The sequence below is a fragment of the Mesorhizobium sp. B2-4-13 genome (assembly GCF_006658535.1).
GTDB classification, from domain to species: Bacteria; Pseudomonadota; Alphaproteobacteria; order Rhizobiales; family Rhizobiaceae; genus Mesorhizobium; species Mesorhizobium australicum.
This window is the reverse complement of sequence record NZ_VFVB01000017.1, coordinates 1-18017: the sequence shown is the minus strand read 5'-3', so window position 1 is coordinate 18017 and position 18017 is coordinate 1. Positions and strand designations below refer to the sequence as shown.

Annotated in this window: 12 protein-coding genes; 11 read left to right on the top strand and 1 reads right to left on the bottom strand. The window is 63.9% G+C overall.

Annotation, left to right across the window (positions count from 1 at the left end):
* Positions 1–3: 3 nt before the first annotated feature.
* The 3 genes from FJ936_RS29770 to FJ936_RS29755 all read left to right on the top strand — a co-directional run bounded on the left by FJ936_RS29770 (position 4) and on the right by FJ936_RS29755 (position 4015).
* The gene (locus tag FJ936_RS29770; RefSeq protein ID WP_141907452.1) at positions 4–2082 is read left to right on the top strand and encodes an acetate--CoA ligase family protein; all 2079 of its coding nucleotides are present in this window, start codon (positions 4–6) and stop codon (positions 2080–2082) included.
* Positions 2075–2857, top strand: coding sequence for a carnitinyl-CoA dehydratase (locus FJ936_RS29765; protein WP_141907451.1), 783 nt, complete (start codon positions 2075–2077; stop codon positions 2855–2857). The genes FJ936_RS29770 and FJ936_RS29765 overlap by 8 nt, the downstream gene beginning before the upstream one ends.
* A gap of 216 nt (positions 2858–3073) precedes the next feature.
* A complete protein-coding gene (locus FJ936_RS29755) occupies positions 3074–4015 on the top strand; it encodes an alpha/beta hydrolase (protein WP_141907450.1) in 942 nt (313 codons plus the stop codon).
* Positions 4016–4032: 17 nt separating this feature from the next.
* Here FJ936_RS29755 and FJ936_RS29750 read toward each other — a convergent pair whose 3' ends face one another.
* Positions 4033–4734: a GntR family transcriptional regulator gene (locus FJ936_RS29750; protein ID WP_181174469.1), complete on the bottom strand. Its 702-nt coding sequence runs from the start codon at positions 4732–4734 to the stop codon at positions 4033–4035.
* Between the two features lie 214 nt (positions 4735–4948).
* Between FJ936_RS29750 and FJ936_RS29745 the strand changes: the two genes are divergently transcribed.
* The 8 genes from FJ936_RS29745 (at position 4949) to FJ936_RS29705 (ending at position 17815) form a co-directional block, all read left to right on the top strand.
* Positions 4949–5989, top strand: coding sequence for an ABC transporter substrate-binding protein (locus tag FJ936_RS29745; RefSeq protein ID WP_141907449.1), 1041 nt, complete (start codon positions 4949–4951; stop codon positions 5987–5989).
* Between the two features lie 73 nt (positions 5990–6062).
* Entirely contained in the window at positions 6063–7148 is a 1086-nt protein-coding gene (locus tag FJ936_RS29740) for an ABC transporter ATP-binding protein (RefSeq protein ID WP_140620556.1), read from the top strand.
* Positions 7145–8071, top strand: coding sequence for an ABC transporter permease (locus FJ936_RS29735; protein WP_141907448.1), 927 nt, complete (start codon positions 7145–7147; stop codon positions 8069–8071). Before FJ936_RS29740 ends, FJ936_RS29735 begins: the two co-directional genes overlap by 4 nt.
* The gene (locus tag FJ936_RS29730) at positions 8068–8868 is read left to right on the top strand and encodes an ABC transporter permease (RefSeq protein ID WP_141907447.1); all 801 of its coding nucleotides are present in this window, start codon (positions 8068–8070) and stop codon (positions 8866–8868) included. Before FJ936_RS29735 ends, FJ936_RS29730 begins: the two co-directional genes overlap by 4 nt.
* A 65-nt stretch (positions 8869–8933) precedes the next feature.
* Positions 8934–10520 carry a gamma-glutamyltransferase gene (gene ggt / locus FJ936_RS29725; RefSeq protein ID WP_141907446.1) on the top strand — a complete coding sequence of 529 codons (1587 nt, stop codon included), beginning with the start codon at positions 8934–8936 and terminating at the stop codon, positions 10518–10520.
* Positions 10521–10767: 247 nt separating this feature from the next.
* Positions 10768–12288 (top strand): acyl--CoA ligase, encoded by a 1521-nt coding sequence (locus FJ936_RS29715; RefSeq protein WP_181174504.1) that lies wholly within the window; start codon positions 10768–10770, stop codon positions 12286–12288.
* A 2-nt stretch (positions 12289–12290) separates the two neighbouring features.
* Positions 12291–13280, top strand: coding sequence for a 2-dehydropantoate 2-reductase (locus FJ936_RS29710; protein ID WP_141907445.1), 990 nt, complete (start codon positions 12291–12293; stop codon positions 13278–13280).
* A gap of 200 nt (positions 13281–13480) precedes the next feature.
* Entirely contained in the window at positions 13481–17815 is a 4335-nt protein-coding gene (locus FJ936_RS29705; protein WP_141907444.1) for a hypothetical protein, read from the top strand.
* The last annotated feature ends 202 nt before the right edge of the window (positions 17816–18017 follow it).

Genomic DNA, 18017 nt, shown 5'->3' with positions numbered 1-18017 from the left:
TCGATGCATAAACTTGAACGCCTCCTGCGCCCCAAATCGATCGCCGTGTTCGGCGGCGTGCAGGCCGCCGCCGTCGTCGCGCAATCGATCAAGATGGGCTTTGCCGGCGAGATCTGGCCGGTGCACCCAACCAAGGACGAAGTGGCCGGACGCAAGGCCTACCGATCCATCGCCGATTTGCCCGGCGCGCCGGACGCCGCCTTTGTCGGCGTCAACCGGCACCTCACCATCGAGGTGGTCAAGGCGCTGGCCGAACGCGGCGCCGGCGGCGCCGTCTGCTTTGCCGCCGGCTTCCTCGAGACCGAGGCCTATGACGAGGACGGCGAAAGGCTGCAGGCCGAACTGGTGGCCGCCGCCGGCCAGATGCCGATCATCGGACCGAACTGCTACGGCCTGATCAATTATGCGGACGGCGCGCTTTTGTGGCCAGACCAGCATGGCGGCATCAGGCTGGAAGGCGGCGGCAAGGGTGTCGCCATCATCACCCAGTCGTCCAACATCGCCATCAACATGACGATGCAGAAGCGCGGCCTACCGATCGCCTTCCTGATGACCGCCGGCAACCAGGCGCAGACCGGCCTGTCCGAAATGGCGCTCGGCCTGATCGAGGACGAGCGCGTCACCGCGCTTGGCCTGCACATCGAGGCGTTCGATTCGGTAGCCGGCTTCGAGCGCCTGGCGGCAAGGGCACGTGAGCTCAAGAAGCCGATCATCGCCATGAAGGTCGGCCGCTCCGAACAGGCGCGGCAGGCAACCGTCTCGCACACCGCTTCGCTTGCCGGCTCGGACGCTGCTTCCGGCGCCTTCCTGAAGCGGCTTGGCATCGCTCGCGTCGATTCCATCCCCTCCTTCATCGAGGCGCTGAAGCTGCTGCACATCACCGGCCCGCTGCCTGGCTATACCTTGTCGTCGATGAGCTGTTCGGGCGGCGAGGCATCGGTCATGGCCGACAGCGCCGAAGGCCGATGGGTCAACTTCCCGGTCCTGAACGACACCCATCGCGCCCATGTCAAATCGACGCTAGGGCCGCTGGTCGCGGTGGCCAATCCCCTGGACTATCACACCTTCATCTGGAACAACGAGCCGGCGATGACCGCCACCTTCACCGCCATGGTGTCGGGCGGCTTCGACCTCAACATGCTGGTGCTCGACTTCCCGCGTCCCGATCGCTGCTCGGTGACCGACTGGTGGGCGACGCTGCGCGCTTTCGAATCGGCGCTGAAGACCAACAAGGCGCGTGGCGCCATCGTCTCCTCGCTGCCGGAGAACCTGCCGGAGGAATACACCGCCGAGCTGATGGCGCGCGGCATGGTGCCGCTTTTCGGCATTTCCGAAGCGATGGACGCCGCCCAGGCGGCGGCCTTCATCGGCTGGGCCTGGCGCGAGCCGCAGGCGCAGCCGGTGGATACATCGGCGTCGGGCGCGGCCGGTGGCGATCATGTTACGCCCGACGAGGCGCAAGCCAAGGCGCGGCTGATCAAGGCCGGGCTTCCAGTGCCAAAAGGCGAACGCGCCGGCAATGCGGTCGAAGCGGTGATCTCGTCCATGGCGCTCGGCTTCCCCGTCGCCCTGAAGGCGCTTGGCGTCACCCACAAATCCGAGGTGGGCGCCGTCAGGCTGAACCTCAAGGACGCCGAATCGGTCAGCACCGCGGCGCATGACCTGTTGCCGCTCGGCACCGGGCTCTATGTCGAGCGCATGGTGCGCGACGGCGTCGCCGAACTGATCGTCGGCTTCACCCGCGATCCGATGTTCGGCGCCGTGATGACGCTGGGCACTGGCGGCGTGCTGGTCGAATTGCTGCGCGACAGCGTCACGCTGATGCTGCCGGCAACGCGCGACGACATCGAGGCCGCACTGCGCGGCCTGAAACTGTTCCCGCTGCTCGAAGGCTATCGCGGCCGGCCGAAGGCCGATCTCGCGGCCGCCATCGACGCCATCGCGGGCATTGCCGGCTTCGTGCAGGAGAATGCCGGCGAGATCGAGGAACTCGACATCAATCCACTGATCGTCTGCTCCGAGGGCAAGGGCGCCTGGATCGCCGATGCATTGCTGGTGCTGGGAGAAAACAAGAATGTCTGACGTCATTTCGACCCGCCGCGAAGGCTCGATCCTCGAGGTCACGCTCGACCGCCCCAAGGCCAATGCCATCGACCTGAAAACATCGCGGCTGATGGGCGAAACCTTCAAGGCGTTCCGCGACGATCCCGACCTGCGCGTCGCCATCGTCAAGACCGCCGGCGACAAGTTCTTCTGCGCCGGCTGGGACCTGAAGGCCGCCGCGAGCGGCGACGCGGTGGACGGCGACTATGGCGTCGGCGGTTTTGCCGGGCTGCAGGAATTGCGCGACCTGAACAAGCCGGTCATCGCCTGCGTCAACGGCATGGCGGTGGGCGGCGGCTTCGAGCTGGCGCTGTCCTGCGATCTCATCTACGCCTCCGATCATTCCTCCTTCGCGCTGCCCGAAATCCGCGCCGGCACGCTGGCCGACGCGGCGACGATCAAGCTGCCGAAGCGCATCCCCTATCATGTCGCCATGGACCTTTTGCTCACCGGCCGCTGGATGGATGTCGCCGAGGCGCATCGCTGGGGCCTGGTCAACGAGGTGCTGCCCAAGGAAAAGCTCGAGGACCGCGTCTGGGAGATCGCCCGGCTGCTCGCCAGCGGCCCGCCGCTGGTGTTCGCAGCGATCAAGGAGACCGCGCGGGTGGCGGAATCGCTGACCTTCCAGGAGGCGATGAACAAGGTGACGCGCCGGCAACTGCCGACGGTCGATGCGCTCTACGGGTCGGAGGACAATATGGAAGGTTTCCGCGCGTTTGCGGAGAAGCGGGAGCCGGTTTGGAAGGGGAGATAGCTCGCCGACGATGATGTTCCGTCACACCCCCCTCTGGCCTGCCGGCCATCTCCCCCGCAAGGGGGGAGATCGGCAGCTTCGCCTGCGGTGCTTTTGTCGCGGTGCTGGCGATTGGCGAAAGCGGAAACGCCATCCGATCTCCCCCCTTGCGGGGGAGATGGCCGGCAGGCCAGAGGGGGGTGCCTGGGCTCGACCTTCGAAGTCGGTTGAGCCGGCATGACCGACTACAAAACCCTGATCGACGCCGAGACCTGGGCCTTCATCGAGCGGACGAATTCCTATTATCCGCCCGACACGATCGATTACACGATCGCGCAGCAGCGCGAGATCTACGATCGCATGTGCCGCGAGTTCTTTGCCGGCTATCCCGAGGGGGTGAATGCGGAGACCACCGCTATTGCCGGGCCGGCATGCGATATACCGATCCGCATCTACCGCAACGCAAAGCCGGATCGTGCCGCCATGGTGCTCTACCTCCATGGCGGGGGCTTCATCCTCGGCGGGCTGGACAGCCATGACGACGTCTGCGCCGAGCTTTGCGGCCGCACTGGTTATGAGGTGCTCTCGGTCGACTACCGGCTGGCACCGGAGCATCTGCATCCGGCCGCTTTCGACGATGCGATGAGCGCCTTCGAATGGGCCGCCGGAACCTACGACCGCCCGGTCTTGCTGTGCGGCGACAGCGCCGGCGGCAATCTTTGCGCCGCCGTTGCGCACGCGACACGTGGCCACGCGAAAAAGCCGGTCGGCCAGGTGCTGATCTATCCCGGTCTCGGCGGCGATCGCGCGCGCGGCTCCTATGTGACGCATGCCGAAGCGCCGATGCTGACGGTGCGCGACCTTGAATTCTACAAACACGTCCGTACCGGCGGCGTGGACCAGACTGGTGACATCACGCTGTATCCGCTGGCCGATGCCGATTTCGCCAATCTGCCGCCGACCGTGCTGATTACCGCCCAGTGCGACCCGCTGTCATCCGATGGCGAGGCTTATCGCGACCGCATCGTCGCGGCAGGCGGGCGCGCCGCCTGGTTCGAGGAGCCCGGCCTGGTGCACGGCTATCTCAGGGCCCGGCATGCCGTTGGCCGCGCCCGCGCGAGCTTCACCCGGATCGTCGACGCGGTGGCCACGCTCGGAAAGGGCGGCTTAACCTGGTAGGACGAATGGTTGTCCGCTCAGGACGCCTTGGCCAGGAAGGTCTGATAATCCGATTTCGCCTGCAGCAGGCGCAGCACGTTCTCGCGCGAACCGCGCACATGCGCGCGGGCCAGGGCGCCGGCGCGGCTGACATCGTTTGCGCAGATCGCCTCGACGATCTCGGCGTGTTCGTCGCGGGCGATCTTCCATTCATCGAGCCACAAGAGTTCGGTCCAGACATAATGCTGGCACTTGTCGAGGATGCCGCACAGCATGCCATGCAGCATGACATTGCCGCTGATCTCGGCAATGACGCGGTGGAGATCGATGCCGACCTCCAGTTCCTGGAATTTTTCCCGCGTCGTGCGATCTGGAATGGCGGCCAGCCGCTCGCACTCGGCCAGCATGGCGCGCAGCCGCGCCTTGTCCTTCTCGGTCGCAGCGGCCGCTGCGAGTTCGGTCGCGTGACCGTCGAGCAGTTCGCGGATGGCGAAGGCCTCGCGGAACATGTTGATGTCGAACTCGGTGACGGCATAGCCCTGGCGCGGCCGGCCGGTGACCAGCCCGTCGCGCTCAAGGCGATTGAATGCTTCGCGCACGGGGGTGCGGCTGACATTGAGTTTCGCCGCGATGTCGCTTTCGGTGACGCGTGAACCCGGCGGAATCTGGCCGGTCACGATCATCGCCTTGAGCGCGGAATAGACCGAGTCGCGCAGCGTGTTTTTTGGTTCCTTGGCCAAGTTCCGTTTCCAGTTCTCCGGCCGCTTTAGCCGGACATCGCCTCGTTTGTAGTCGCAGTCGGCGTAATTTGCCACGCCCCGCGGCGCCGTTCCCGCCGTCCAACCGATCGCGCCCGTCGCAGTTGACAACACCGATCTCTCGGCTACATTCTAAATTGTATACAAAATCGCATGCTAAATCAAAGCAAATGGGAACACCGGTCGGAGAACCGAAATGAACAGGACCACCAGCTTTAGAACTCTAGCGACAGCCGGGCTCATTGCCTCCGTGGCAGTGCCCGCCGTCGCCGCCGACACGATCACCGTCGCCTCATGGGGCGGCACCTATCAGGAGGCACAGACCAAGGCCTTCTTCAAGCCGACCGCCGATGCGCTCGGCATCACCATCAAGGAAGACACGACCAACGGCCTCGATGACGTACGCCTGCAGGTGACCGGCAATGCGGTGAAATGGGACATCACCGAACTCGGCGCCGACGAATGCGCGCGCGGCTCGAAGGAAGGGCTGTTCGAAAAGCTGGATTACGGCATCATCGACAAGAGCGGCATCAACCCCAAGCTGGTGCATGACGACTGGGTCGGCATTTCCTACACGTCCGTCGTGCTGATCTACCGGACCGACGTCTTCGGCGACAAGGGCCCGAAGACATGGGCCGACTTCTGGAACGTGGAAAAGTTTCCGGGACGGCGTGCGCTGAGCAGCAGCCAGGCGACGGAGACGCTGAGCGTCGCAGCACTTGCCTCCGGCCTGCCGATCGACAAGGTCTATCCCGTCGACATCGACGGCGCGCTGAAATCGGTCGACAAGATCCGTGGCCATGTCGACGCCTGGTGGACCTCCGGCGCCCAGGCCATGCAACTGGTGAAGGATGGCGAAGTCGACATGGCGAGCATCTGGAACGGCCGCGCCGGCACTTTGAAGAAGGAAGGCGCGCCGGTCAGCTTCTCCTTCGACCAGGGCGTGCTCACCGCCGATTGCATGGTCATCCCCAAGGGCGCCAAGAACAAGGACGCGGCGATGAAGGCGCTGGCGATGTTCGTCAGCCCGCAACTGCAGGCCAACCTGCCGCTCTATGTCGACAATGGGCCGGTGAACGAGAAGGCCTTCGAGACCGGCAAGATCCCGCCGGAGCGGATCAAGGACATCAACTCGGCACCCGAAAACGTCAAGAAGCAGGTGTTGCAGGATGCCGCGTTCTGGCGCGACAACCTCGTCGAGGCGACGGAAAAGTTCAACAACCTGATCCAGCAATAGCCGGAATCCTGACATTGCGGGACGGCACCAGCGCCGCCCCGCTCCTTCAGTCTCTGCTTCGGAGATAACGATCTTGTCCATTGCACCATCCGCGCTGCCGATCGGCATGCGCGCGATCGAGAAACGATTTGGCAGCGTGCCGGTGCTGCGCGACCTGAACCTCGATGTCGAGGCCGGCGAGTTCCTGACGCTGCTTGGGCCTTCGGGCTCGGGGAAGACGACGCTGCTGATGATCCTGGCCGGTTTCGTGCGAGCCAATGGCGGATCGATCAAGGTCGGCGGCGACGAGATCATCACCACGCCGCCGCACCGGCGCAATATCGGCATGGTGTTCCAGAACTATGCGCTGTTTCCGCATATGAACGTCTTCCACAACATCGCCTTTCCGCTGAAGCAGCGCGGCGTCGGTGTGACAGAGACAGCGCAGCGGGTGGAGAAGGCGCTGGAGCTGGTGAAGCTGCATGGCCTGGGCGAGCGCCGGGTGGACCAGCTTTCCGGCGGCCAGCGCCAGCGCGTGGCCCTGGCGCGCGCCATCGTCTTCGAGCCGCGCATCGTCTTGATGGACGAACCGCTGTCGGCGCTCGACAAGGGCCTGCGCGAGCATATGCAGATCGAATTGCGTGCGCTTCATCGCCGTCTCGGCATGACCACGGTCTATGTCACGCACGACCAGCGCGAAGCCATCACCATGTCGGACCGTATCGCGGTGATGAACGGTGGCCGCATCGAACAGCTCGACAGGCCCGAAACGCTTTATGCCGCGCCGAAGACGCAATTCGTAGCCGGCTTCATCGGCGAATCGAACTTCATCCCGGTCGAAAGCCGCAATGGCTCGGTCTGGTATGAGGACAGGCTGATCCAGACCGGCGCACCGACGCCGCCGGCCGGTCCGCATCTGATGGTGGTGCGGCCGGAGAAGCTGCGGCTGGTCACGGCATCCGACCCGTCGACCGGCGTCAATGTGCTCGATGCGACGGTCAGCGACATCATCTACCAGGGCGACAGTTTCGTCTGCTATGCCAGCCTGCGCGACGGCCGCCAGCTGACGCTGCGCGACTATTGCCGCAGCGATGTGCTGGCAAGGCTGCCGGCGCCCGGCCAGCCGATCACGCTCGGCCTCGATGCCAAGGACACGATCCTGGTGGCGGCCGAGGGATGAGCGCGCAGTCCGCCTTCCTGACGGAGACCGCCAGTCCGGCGGGGCAGGACCTGAACGCGCAGGCCCTGCGCGCCGATGCGCGGCGCGAGTCATTGCGGCTGCTGGCGCTGCTGGCGCCGAGCCTGTTCCTTGTCTGCGCGATCATCATCATGCCGATCGGCTGGCTGTTCTGGCTGTCGCTGTTCGACGAGACCGGCGCCTTGAGCGCCGCCAACTATGCGCGTTTCTTCGAGCAGGCCTCCTACATCAGGACCTTCATCACCACCTTCGAGGTCGCCTTCATCGTCACCGGCGCCTGCGTGCTAACAGGCTATCCCCTGGCCTACATGTTGTCGCAGCTGCCGCGCCGGGCCGCATCGATCTGCCTGATCTTCGTCATCCTGCCGTTCTGGACATCGGTGCTGGTGCGCACCTATGCCTGGCTGGTGATCCTGCAGCGCAAGGGCCTGATCAACAGCTGGCTGATCGATCTCGGCGTGATCAGCCAGCCGCTGTCGCTGGCCAACAATTTTTCGGGCGTCGTCATCGGCATGACGCATATATTGCTGCCGTTTCTGGTCTTGCCGCTCTATGCCTCGATGAAGACCATCGACACCGACTGCCTGCGCGCCGGCATGAACCTCGGCGCCGGCCCCGCCGCCACTTTCCGGCAGATCTTCTTTCCGCTGTCGGTGCCGGGTCTCGCCTCCGGCGTGGTCATCGTCTTCGTGCTGTGCCTCGGTTTCTTCGTGACGCCGGCGCTGATGGGTGGCGGCAAGGTGGTGATGTGGGCGATGCGCATGGAACAGACCACCAGCCTCTATTCCAACTGGGGCGCCGGTGCGGCGCTCGGCGTGGTGCTGCTGGTGGTCACGCTGGCGCTTCTCGGCCTGTTCCAGTGGCTACTCGGCGCGCGGGCCACCGGCGTATGGAGTTCGCGATGAGTGGAGATATCGGATTGCCGATCTCGCACCGGCAACGGCTGTGGCTCTACGCCTTCGGCGGCCTCGTGCTGCTGTTCCTGATCGCGCCGTCGGTCATCATTGTCATCATGTCGTTTTCGGACTCGACGCTGCTGCAGTTCCCGCCGCGGCAATGGTCGCTGCGCTGGTATGAAAGCTATTTCCAGTCGCTGGAATGGCGCGACGCCACCATCGTGTCGGTGAAGGTCGCGGTCATGACCGCGCTGGTGGCGACGCCGCTCGGCACTGCCGCCGCCTATGCGATCAACCGGGGCACGCTGCGCTTCAACGGCGCGATCAACGCGCTGCTCACGGCGTCGCTGATCATCCCGGTGATCCTGGTCGGCATCGGCACCTTCTTCCTCTATGCGCGCATCGGCCTCAACAACACGCTGACCGGGCTGGTCATCGCGCATACGGTGCAGGCGCTGCCGCTGGTGGTGCTGACGGTGCTGTCGGGCCTGCGCTCCTACGACATGAACCAGGAGCGGGTGGCGCGCAGCCTGGGTGCCGGGCGCGTCGCTGCCTTCTGGCAGGTGACGATGCCGCAGATCCGCTTCTCGATCGTCTCGGGCGCGCTGTTTGCCTTCATCACCTCCTTCGACGAAGTTGTCGTCTCGTTGTTCATCTCGGGCGGGGAGACCACGACACTGACGCGCCGCATGTTCAACGCGCTGCGCGACCAGATCGACCCGACCATCGCCGCCATCTCGACCTGCCTGATAGTGCTGTCTATCGCGCTGTTGTCACTGGCGCAGATCTTCGGCCGCCGGCATTGATTTCATCGGGCCCATTCGCTTCAAGGACCCATTCGCTTCAAGACACCGGGGGATACCCAGACCAGATGCGTGATTTCCAGTTTCCCGGCCGCTCGCCGGTTCGTGCCACGGAAGCGATTGCCGCGACATCGCATCCGCTCTCGACGCTTGCGGCCATCGAGATACTGCGCGCCGGCGGCAATGCCATGGATGCCGCCATCTGCGCCGCCGCCGTGCAGGGCGTGGTCGAGCCGCAATCGACGGGGATAGGCGGCGATTGCTTTGTCCTCTACTGCCCCAAGGGGCAAAGCGAAGTGCTGGCTTTCAACGGCTCGGGGCGTGCGCCGGCGGCCGCGACCGTCGACTGGTATCGCGACAAGGGTTTTAGCGAGCTTCCCAAACAGGGGCCGCATGCGGTGACCGTGCCGGGCGCCATCGACGCCTGGTGCCGGCTGCTGGAGGACCATGGCAGCAAGAGCCTGGCCGAGGTGCTGGCGCCGGCGATCCACTACGCCGAGAACGGCTATGTCGTGCACGACCGCGTCGCCTTCGACTGGGCCGAACCCGAAACCGATCTTTCCGCCGACGAGCATGCCGCGCGCATCTTCCTGCCGGGCGGCATGGCGCCGAAGGCCGGCGACGTGCACAAGCAGCCCGCGTTGGCCGCCACTCTCCGGGTGATCGCCAAACAGGGCCGCGCCGGGTTCTACGAAGGCGCGGTCGCCGACGACATGGTGCGCCGGCTCAAGGAGCTGGGCGGGCTGCACACGGCGGACGATTTCGCCGCGACCAGGGGCGACTATGTGGCGCCGGTGAGCGTCAGCTATGGCGGCCACGAGATCCACCAGATGCCGCCGAACAACCAGGGGCTGACGGCGCTTTTGATGCTGAACGTGCTGTCGGGCTTCAAGCTCGGTGGGCTCGACCCCAACGGCGCCGAGCGCCTGCACCTGGAGATCGAGGCCGGGCGGCTGGCCTATCGCGACCGCGACCGTTTCGTCGGCGACCAGGACCATGTCCCGGTGCCGGTGAGGCAGCTTCTCTCGGCCGCCTATGCCGACCGGCTGCGCGCCGAGATCGACCGCGAGCGCGCCATGACCCATTTGCCCGACGTGCAGCTGCCGGGCAGCGACACGGTCTATATCTCGATCGTCGACCGCGACCGCAACGCGGTCTCTTTCATCAACTCGACCTATTATTCGTTCGGCAGCGGCGTCGTCGGTCCCAAGACCGGCGTCGTGCTGCAGAACCGCGGCTCGAGCTTCCGCCTCGATCCGGCCCACCCCAACGCCATCGCGCCCAGCAAGCGGCCGATGCACACGATCATGCCCGGCATGGCGACCAAAAACGGCCGCGTGGTGATGCCGTTCGGCGTCATGGGCGGCGGCTACCAGCCCTTCGGCCATGTCCATCTTCTGACCAACATGATCGATTTCGGCATGGACCCGCAGCAAGCGCTCGACGCGCCGCGCGTGTTCTACAATGACGGTATGGTGGAGGCGGAGCGCAACGTGCCCGCCGAGGCGGTCGAAGGCCTGCGGCGGCGCGGCCACGCCATCACCGAGCCGCACCATCCGCTCGGCGGCGGCCAGGCGGTGCTGATCGACTGGGAAAAGGGAACGCTGACGGGGGCATCCGATCCGCGCAAGGACGGGATGGCGCTGGGGTATTGAGGAACTACCGGGCGCTGGCGCTGCCCCTCACCTGCCTGCCGGCATCCTCTCCCCGTATAGTGACGGGGAGAGGGGACACTGTCATCGACGGTTTCGCCAATCGCCCACGCTGAACAGGCGCCGAGACCGAAACTGCCCCTTTCTCCCCGTCCCTATACGGGGAGAAATGCCCGGCAGGGCAATGAGGGGCGGCGCTGACATCAGATGGACTTTCGCAAGCCATAGTCTTGAAACATAGCTGGTGACCATGACCCAAATCCACACTGACCTTTCCCACCGCCTCGTCGCCGGCGCCGACGACGCGCCGGCGATCCTGGCGCCCGACAGGCCGACGCTGACCCATGGCAGGCTGCGCGCGCTGATCGCCACCACCGCCACGCAGCTCCATGCACGCGGCATCGGCCGAGGCGACCGGGTGGCGATCGTGCTGCCCAACGGGCCGGAGATGGCGACGGCTTTCATCGCTGTCGCCGCCACAGCCCCGACGGCGCCGCTCAACCCCGCCTACCGGGCGGACGAGCTCGATTTCTACCTGACCGACATCGGCGCCAAGGCGATCCTGGTCGCCGAGAACGAGACTGGCCCCGCCGTGACTGTGGCCGAGCGCCTCGGCATTGGCGTGCTGCGGCTTGTCGTGCCGCCAGACGCGCCGGCCGGCAGCTTCACCATCGAAGGCGCGGCGGTCGGACCGCAAGCGGCGCCCGCCAAGGCCGGGGACGGCGACATCGCGCTTCTGCTGCACACCTCCGGCACGACGTCACGCCCCAAGCTGGTGCCGCTCAGCCATGCCAATGTCGCGGCCTCCGCCCGCCATATCGGCGCGACGCTCGGCCTGACGGCTAGCGATCGCTGCCTCAACATCATGCCGCTGTTCCATATCCATGGGCTGATCGCGGCGGTGCTGTCGTCGCTGGCATCGGGCGGCAGCATCTACTGCACGCCAGGCTTCAACGCGCTGCGCTTCTTCCAGTGGCTGAGTGACGCGAAGCCGAGCTGGTACACGGCCGTGCCGACCATGCACCAGGCGATCCTGGCGCGCGCGGCGCGTAACCCGGAAGCATTGGCGGCGGCGCGCCTGCGTTTCATCCGCTCGTCCTCGGCCTCGCTGCCGGCGCAGGTGATGGCCGAGCTCGAGGCGACTTTCGGCTGCCCGGTCATCGAAGCCTATGGGATGACCGAGGCCGCGCACCAGATGGCGTCGAACCGGCTGCCGCCCGGCCTGCGCAAGCCGGGCAGCGTCGGTGCCGCCGGCGGACCCGAAGTCGCCGTGATGGCGCCGGACGGCCGGCTGATGCAGGCCGGCGAAACGGGCGAGATCGTCATTCGCGGCCCCAATGTCACCTCAGGCTACGAGAAGAACCCGGACGCCAACGCCACGGCCTTCGCGCATGGCTGGTTCCACACCGGCGACCAGGGCGTGCTCGACGATGACGGCTACCTCAGGGTAACCGGCCGGCTGAAGGAGATCATCAACCGCGGCGGCGAGAAGATCTCGCCGCTCGAAGTCGACAATGTGCTGATGGACCATCCGGCGGTGGCGCAGGTCGTCACCTTCGCCATGCCGCATGACAAGCTCGGCGAGGAGGTGGCGGCGGCCGTGGTGCTGCGCGAAGGCATGAGCGCCAGCGAGGGCGATATCCGCGCCCACGCCGCGATGCGGCTCGCCGACTTCAAGGTGCCGCGCAAGGTGCTGATCCTGGAGGAGATCCCCAAGGGGGCGACCGGCAAGCTGCAGCGCATCGGGCTCGCCGCCAAGCTCGGGCTCTGATCATGAAGATCACCATTTTCGGCGCCGGCGCCATCGGCGGCTATGTCGCGGCCAAGCTGGCCATCGCCGGCCGCACCGAGCTGTCGATCGTCGCCCGCGGCGCGCATCTCGACGCGATCAAGGCCAATGGCCTGCGCCTGATGGAGGACGGGCGGGAAACGACCGCCCCCGTCAAGGCCGCCGCCAAGGCGGAAGAGCTCGGCACGCAGGACTACGTCGTGCTGGCGCTGAAGGCGCATTCCGTCGCGCCCGCGCTCGACCAGATTGCCCCGCTGCTTGGGGACCACACAGCGGTCGTCACCATGCAGAACGGCGTTCCCTGGTGGTATTTCCACAAAAACGGCGGCGCGCTCGAAGGCACCAGACTGCAGCAGGTCGACCCCGGCGGCACGATCTGGGACCGGCTCGGCCCGCGGCGTGTCATCGGTTCGGTGGTCTACCCCGCCGTCGAGGTCGATGCGCCCGGCCTGATCCGCCATGTCGAAGGAAAACGCTTCTCGCTCGGCGAACCCTCGGGCGAGAAGAGCGAACGGGTCACGCTCCTGGCCGGGGAGATGGTCAAGGCCGGGCTGCAGGCGCCGGTGCGCGACGACATACGCGCAGAGATCTGGATAAAACTGTGGGGCAATCTCTCCTTCAACCCGATCTCGGCGCTGACCGGCTCGACGCTTGCCGCGATCGTCGCCGACGAGGGCACCCGCATGCTCGCCCGCGCCATGATGCTGGAAGCGCAAGCGATCGGCGAAAGCCTCGGCGTGCGCTTCCCCATAGACGTCGACCGCCGCATCAAGGGCGCCGGCGACGTCGGCGAGCACAAGACCTCGATGTTGCAGGACCTGGAACGCGGCAGGCCCATGGAGATCGACGCGCTGGTAGGCGCCGTGCAGGAGCTTGGGCGACTGACGGGCAAGCCGACGCCGGCGATCGATGGGGTGCTGGCGTTGGTGAAGAGGCTGGCGGTGGAGCGGGGGTGTTATAGGCTGGGAAGCTGAACCGGAGCTGCCCGAAAAGCCCCAGCGGTTTCGATCGATTGTTTGATTTCATAAGGCCGATGCATCGTAAGCGAGGGCGGACGAGCGGACGCGCAGGCCCCAATGATTGAAACGGTGGCAAAACATAAAAGCTGCGTGAGGGGAGCCGACAGTTTGTCTAGAGTAACGCTTCGATTCGTCAGGCGGTTACTTGGGTATCCATGGATTTTGTCGAGCTTCATCGTTGGTTTGCGCCGATCAGCAAAGATCAGGAACTCAATGCTGACTACGGGGCGCATTGGGGCGCGCGGCTATCCGGCTGGATGGATTGGTCGGGTCTGCTGCAACTGCGCCGCGTCGTTATTCTCGCGGAAGCCGCCAGCGGCAAATCCGAGGAGTTCCGAAATCAGGCACGGCAGTTATCGACCCAAGGTAAGCCGTCATTTTACCTGCGTATTGAGGAACTCGCCGATCAGGGTTTTGAAGCCGCCCTCGGCTGGGACGAGGCGCAAAAATACGAGGCATGGCGGACTGGCTCTACCGAAGGCTGGTTCTTTCTCGATTCAATCGACGAAGCACGGCTCAATCGGAAGAGCTTCGAAAGCGCCCTCAAGCGGTTTGCCCGGGAAAGCGGTCCGGCTCTTGAACGTGCCAATATCTTCATCTCGTGCCGCGTGACTGATTGGCGGAACAATGATGACCGCCGTGCGATCCGAGAATGGCTTCCGGCCCATCGGAGGGCAGAAACTGCGGCCGACAGGGACAACGAAGCCAAACTTCTGAATCCGCTTTTCGACGAACGCAAAACAACTGAACAAACAGAAAAGCCCGTAAAAGCGCCGTATGAACTGCTGGTCGTGCAGATCGTGCCTCTTGACTCAAAACAGTCGGCCTTGCTCGCGTCTGCAGCAGGCGTTGCTGATTCCGAGACATTCGCCGTTGCTATAGTAAAAGCTGGGCTGGATGCTTTCCGGCAGCGCCCCGGCGACGTGCTCGATCTCGCCTCTTATTGGGACACACACAAAGCGTTCGGCAGCCTAGCAGCGATGGTCGATTATGGGATTGAAAGGAAGCTGACAGAGCACGATCCTCACCGTACAGACAACGATGTGCTGGCTCCAGCCAAGGCTCGACAGGGTGCCGAAAGTCTGGCCGCAGCGTTAACCCTCGGCAAATCCTTCACCTTGCGCGCGCCGGGCGGGGAAACCGATCCTAGCCTAATGGCGGCCGCCATCGAGCCGGCGCGCATGCTCGATAAATGGAGCGATGCGGAGCGTAACGCGCTGCTGCGGCGAGGGATTTTTGCGCCTTCAACCTTCGGCAGGATACGATTCCACCATCGAGGGACACAGGAATATCTCGCCGCACGATGGCTGGATCGTCTGCTGGAAGATGGATGTCCGCGCGCTGAAGTGTGGAACCTGATTTTTGTCGAACGTTATGGCGTTGAGACGCTTGTGCCATCGCTGCGGCCAGCCGCTGCTTGGCTAGCGTTGTGGCATGCCGACTTCGGCGATGAGATCATCCGCCGCGAGCCTATTGTGCTGATGAAGCATGGCGATCCGCGCTCACTCACCATCGACTCCCGCCGCCAAATCTTGGCGGCGCTTGCGAAGCTGCATGCGGAAGGCGAGATTCCGGACACCAGTTTGGACTCCCGAAACTTTGCCATGTTCGCCGACGCCCGCTTAGCCACCGACATCATCAAGGCTTGGGAGGTAAACAGCCACGACGACTTTCGCTTTATCCTGCTACGCTTGATAAGCGATGGGGCAATTCCCGGTTGTGAAGTGCTGTTGCGTGAAGCTGCGAGCGCCGAGGGATCAAGAAATCATCGCCGTATCGCTGCCATTGAGGCGATGAAGGCGAGCGGCGATCACGCAGGGTGCCGACAGGCCGCCCGTGAAGCGTTGGCCCATCCTGGCGCGCTCAGCGCCTACATGGCAGCTGGGATTGCGCAAGCGCTTTATCCGAATTTTCTCACAACGGATGACTTGCTGCGGCTCGTCGTTGAAGCAAAACCGCCGCACTCAGATACGGGCGAAGGGTTCGCTCGTGCTATCGCTGGGCTCTACCAATTAGCAACAACGCCACAGGATCGAGCCAAAATCGTGGAGAGGATTGGCGATCTCTGCCTGATGCCGCCACTTGTCGAGTCCTATAGTCGGGTATCGGTGAAGCATGGCTACCTTGCCGATCACCTTCGGCCGATCGCTGCAGCCGAAATCAAAGTACTTGGCGACAAGGCGCCCAGCCAGGCTCTCGTCCGATTGCTGATGGCGATTGAGCGGGCTGACCGCAGCTATTCCGTCGAAACGGACGAGCCGCCCCTCCGTGAATTGGTACAAGCGAATCCGAGACTCAACCGCGCCCTGTTGTGGGCCGATGTTGCTGACACCCGCTCCTTGCCGGCTGAGCGTCCGGTTGACCGGCACTGGCGGATCTATTTTGGATCGGGCAACAAATTATGGGGGGCGTCGGAACAGGACCTTGAATGGCTGTTTGATGACGCCCTCATGCTGCCTGAAATCGATGACCGGCGCGTCGCGTTGAGTCTCATCGTCCCACTGATCAAAAGCACGGGGCGGGAAACGATAGAACAAGAACGCCTACAAACGATCGCAGCGACCGCACCTGCGCTTGCAGAGGACCTGGCTGCTTACAATGCGCCGCTGGTGGAACGTGAGGAGGACAGGAAGTATCGAGCGGAGCGCGAATCTTACAAACGGGAGCGGAGCGAGCAGCAAGAGGGCGCCAAAGCTTCCTGGGTGAAGTTTGCGGACTCCTTGCGTGCCGATCCGGGCCAACTCTCGGCGCCGGCGAATCTGGTGTCGTGGCAGGCCGGCATACACCGGCTCAAACACCTTACCCATTGGCTGCAACGGAAGACCGGTCTTGCCGATCATGACGCCCCACGCGAGTGGCGCCTTTTGGAGGAGGGATTTGGTCGCCCGGTCGCGGAAGCATATCGCGATGGGATGATGACGCTCTGGCGCTCCATTGAACCGAAGCGCCCCCAGCGCGAGGCCGGAGGCGCCGTTACGCATCAATGGACGCATACTTTGGCCTTCGCCGGTATTGGGATTGCCGCGCGAGAGGAACCCGATTGGCCTTTGGCGCTCACCACCGGGGATGCCGAACGCATTGCCCGGCATGCGTGCTTTACCGAACAAGGATATCCGGAGTGGCTTGACAATCTCCTCCTCGCTCATCCAAAGGCGGCGTTATCTGCCGTTGCGCGTGAACTTGGCCGCGAATGGCGCTCAGCCGAACTGGGCAGGACCGACTTCCTCTATCACTATGGATCGGCCGAGGCGCTGGTCTTCCAGCCGCTCCAAACGTTGATACTTAAAACCATCGCGCGACACGAGGCTGGTCGCGTGGAAACCATCGAGAGGATGATCGTCATCCTTCGCAAGTTTGCTCTGGACGAGCGATTGCGCCTAAGCTTGCTGAAGTCAATTAATGCCAGGTTCGCCCTAAGCGTCTCCGCTGCGAAGGAAGACTTTGCGACCGCTAATCTTGGTCTCTTGTTCGTCATCGATCCGGACTGGGCCGCCGGCCACCTCGACGAATGGATCGGGTCGGACGAACCTGCCTCTGGCCAAACACGTGTCGCCCGGGTGCTCGCAGCCCTGTTTGATGGCCATCATCGGGGATTAGTGGTGTCGGCACTGGACCGCGCCAGCGTTGCCATGCTCGCGCGGCTGTTGAGATTTTCCTATCGACATATCCGGCCGAAGGATGACGTCTATCATGTTGGATCATTCTCGCCGGATGTGCGCTTTAATGCTGAGAGCGCCCGCAACACGATCCTGTCAAAATTGTTGGACCGTCCCGGGCCTGATGCATTTTGGTGCGTGCGACGACTTCCTGAACAGGACCCGGCTTTTACGGATCATGCCGAGCGATTTCGTGAATTGGCACATGCAAAGGCGGAGAAAGACTGCGAGCCGCCCGCTTGGAACACCGTTGAAGTCCGGCAATTTGAACGAACACACACGGCTCCGATCAAGACAGGTGCTGATCTGATGCACGTTGTGATGTCGGTTCTCGGTGATATCAGCTTCCAATTGAAAAAAGGGGACGTCAGTTCACGGCCCTTGCTAGAGCGGGCGAAGGACGAAGACGAGGCACGCAACTGGCTAACTGAACAGTTGATCCTACGGGCGAAGGGGCAGTTTCATGCTTATCGGGAAGCGGAAGTTGCCCTGAGTGATCGACCGGATATCGTCATCGCGTCGACATCGGCCCAATGCGAAGTCGCTATAGAGGTCAAACATGGCGGTATGGGCTGGACAATGCGTCAACTCGATCACGCCCTGCGTACTCAACTCGCCGAGGACTACCTCAAGCCTATAACGCGCCGCCATGGGATTCTTATTGTCACCAATCACACGTCGCGAATTTGGATCGACCCGCAAACGAATGAACGGCACGGTTTTGAAAAATTGATTTCGATACTCGCTGCAACAGCCAGCGGCATCATTGAAAATAGCAGCGGCGCTATCGAGGTGGCATGTGTCGGGGTCGACGCCACTGCGTCTGGAGTTTGAGCGGCTGGGGTTGGGATGACATCTTCGACCCACACGAGCCAGCGCCCGACCACAGCTTCGATCAGGCGTCTGGTGTAGGGTAAATACTTGGTCGCGGATGCCCATTTGGACGATCTGGCCGAGAACCATCACAGCGACGCGGACGAACCTCGACCACCGGCACTGCCTCAAACCAATTCCTGCCCCCTCACCCCTTCCCCAC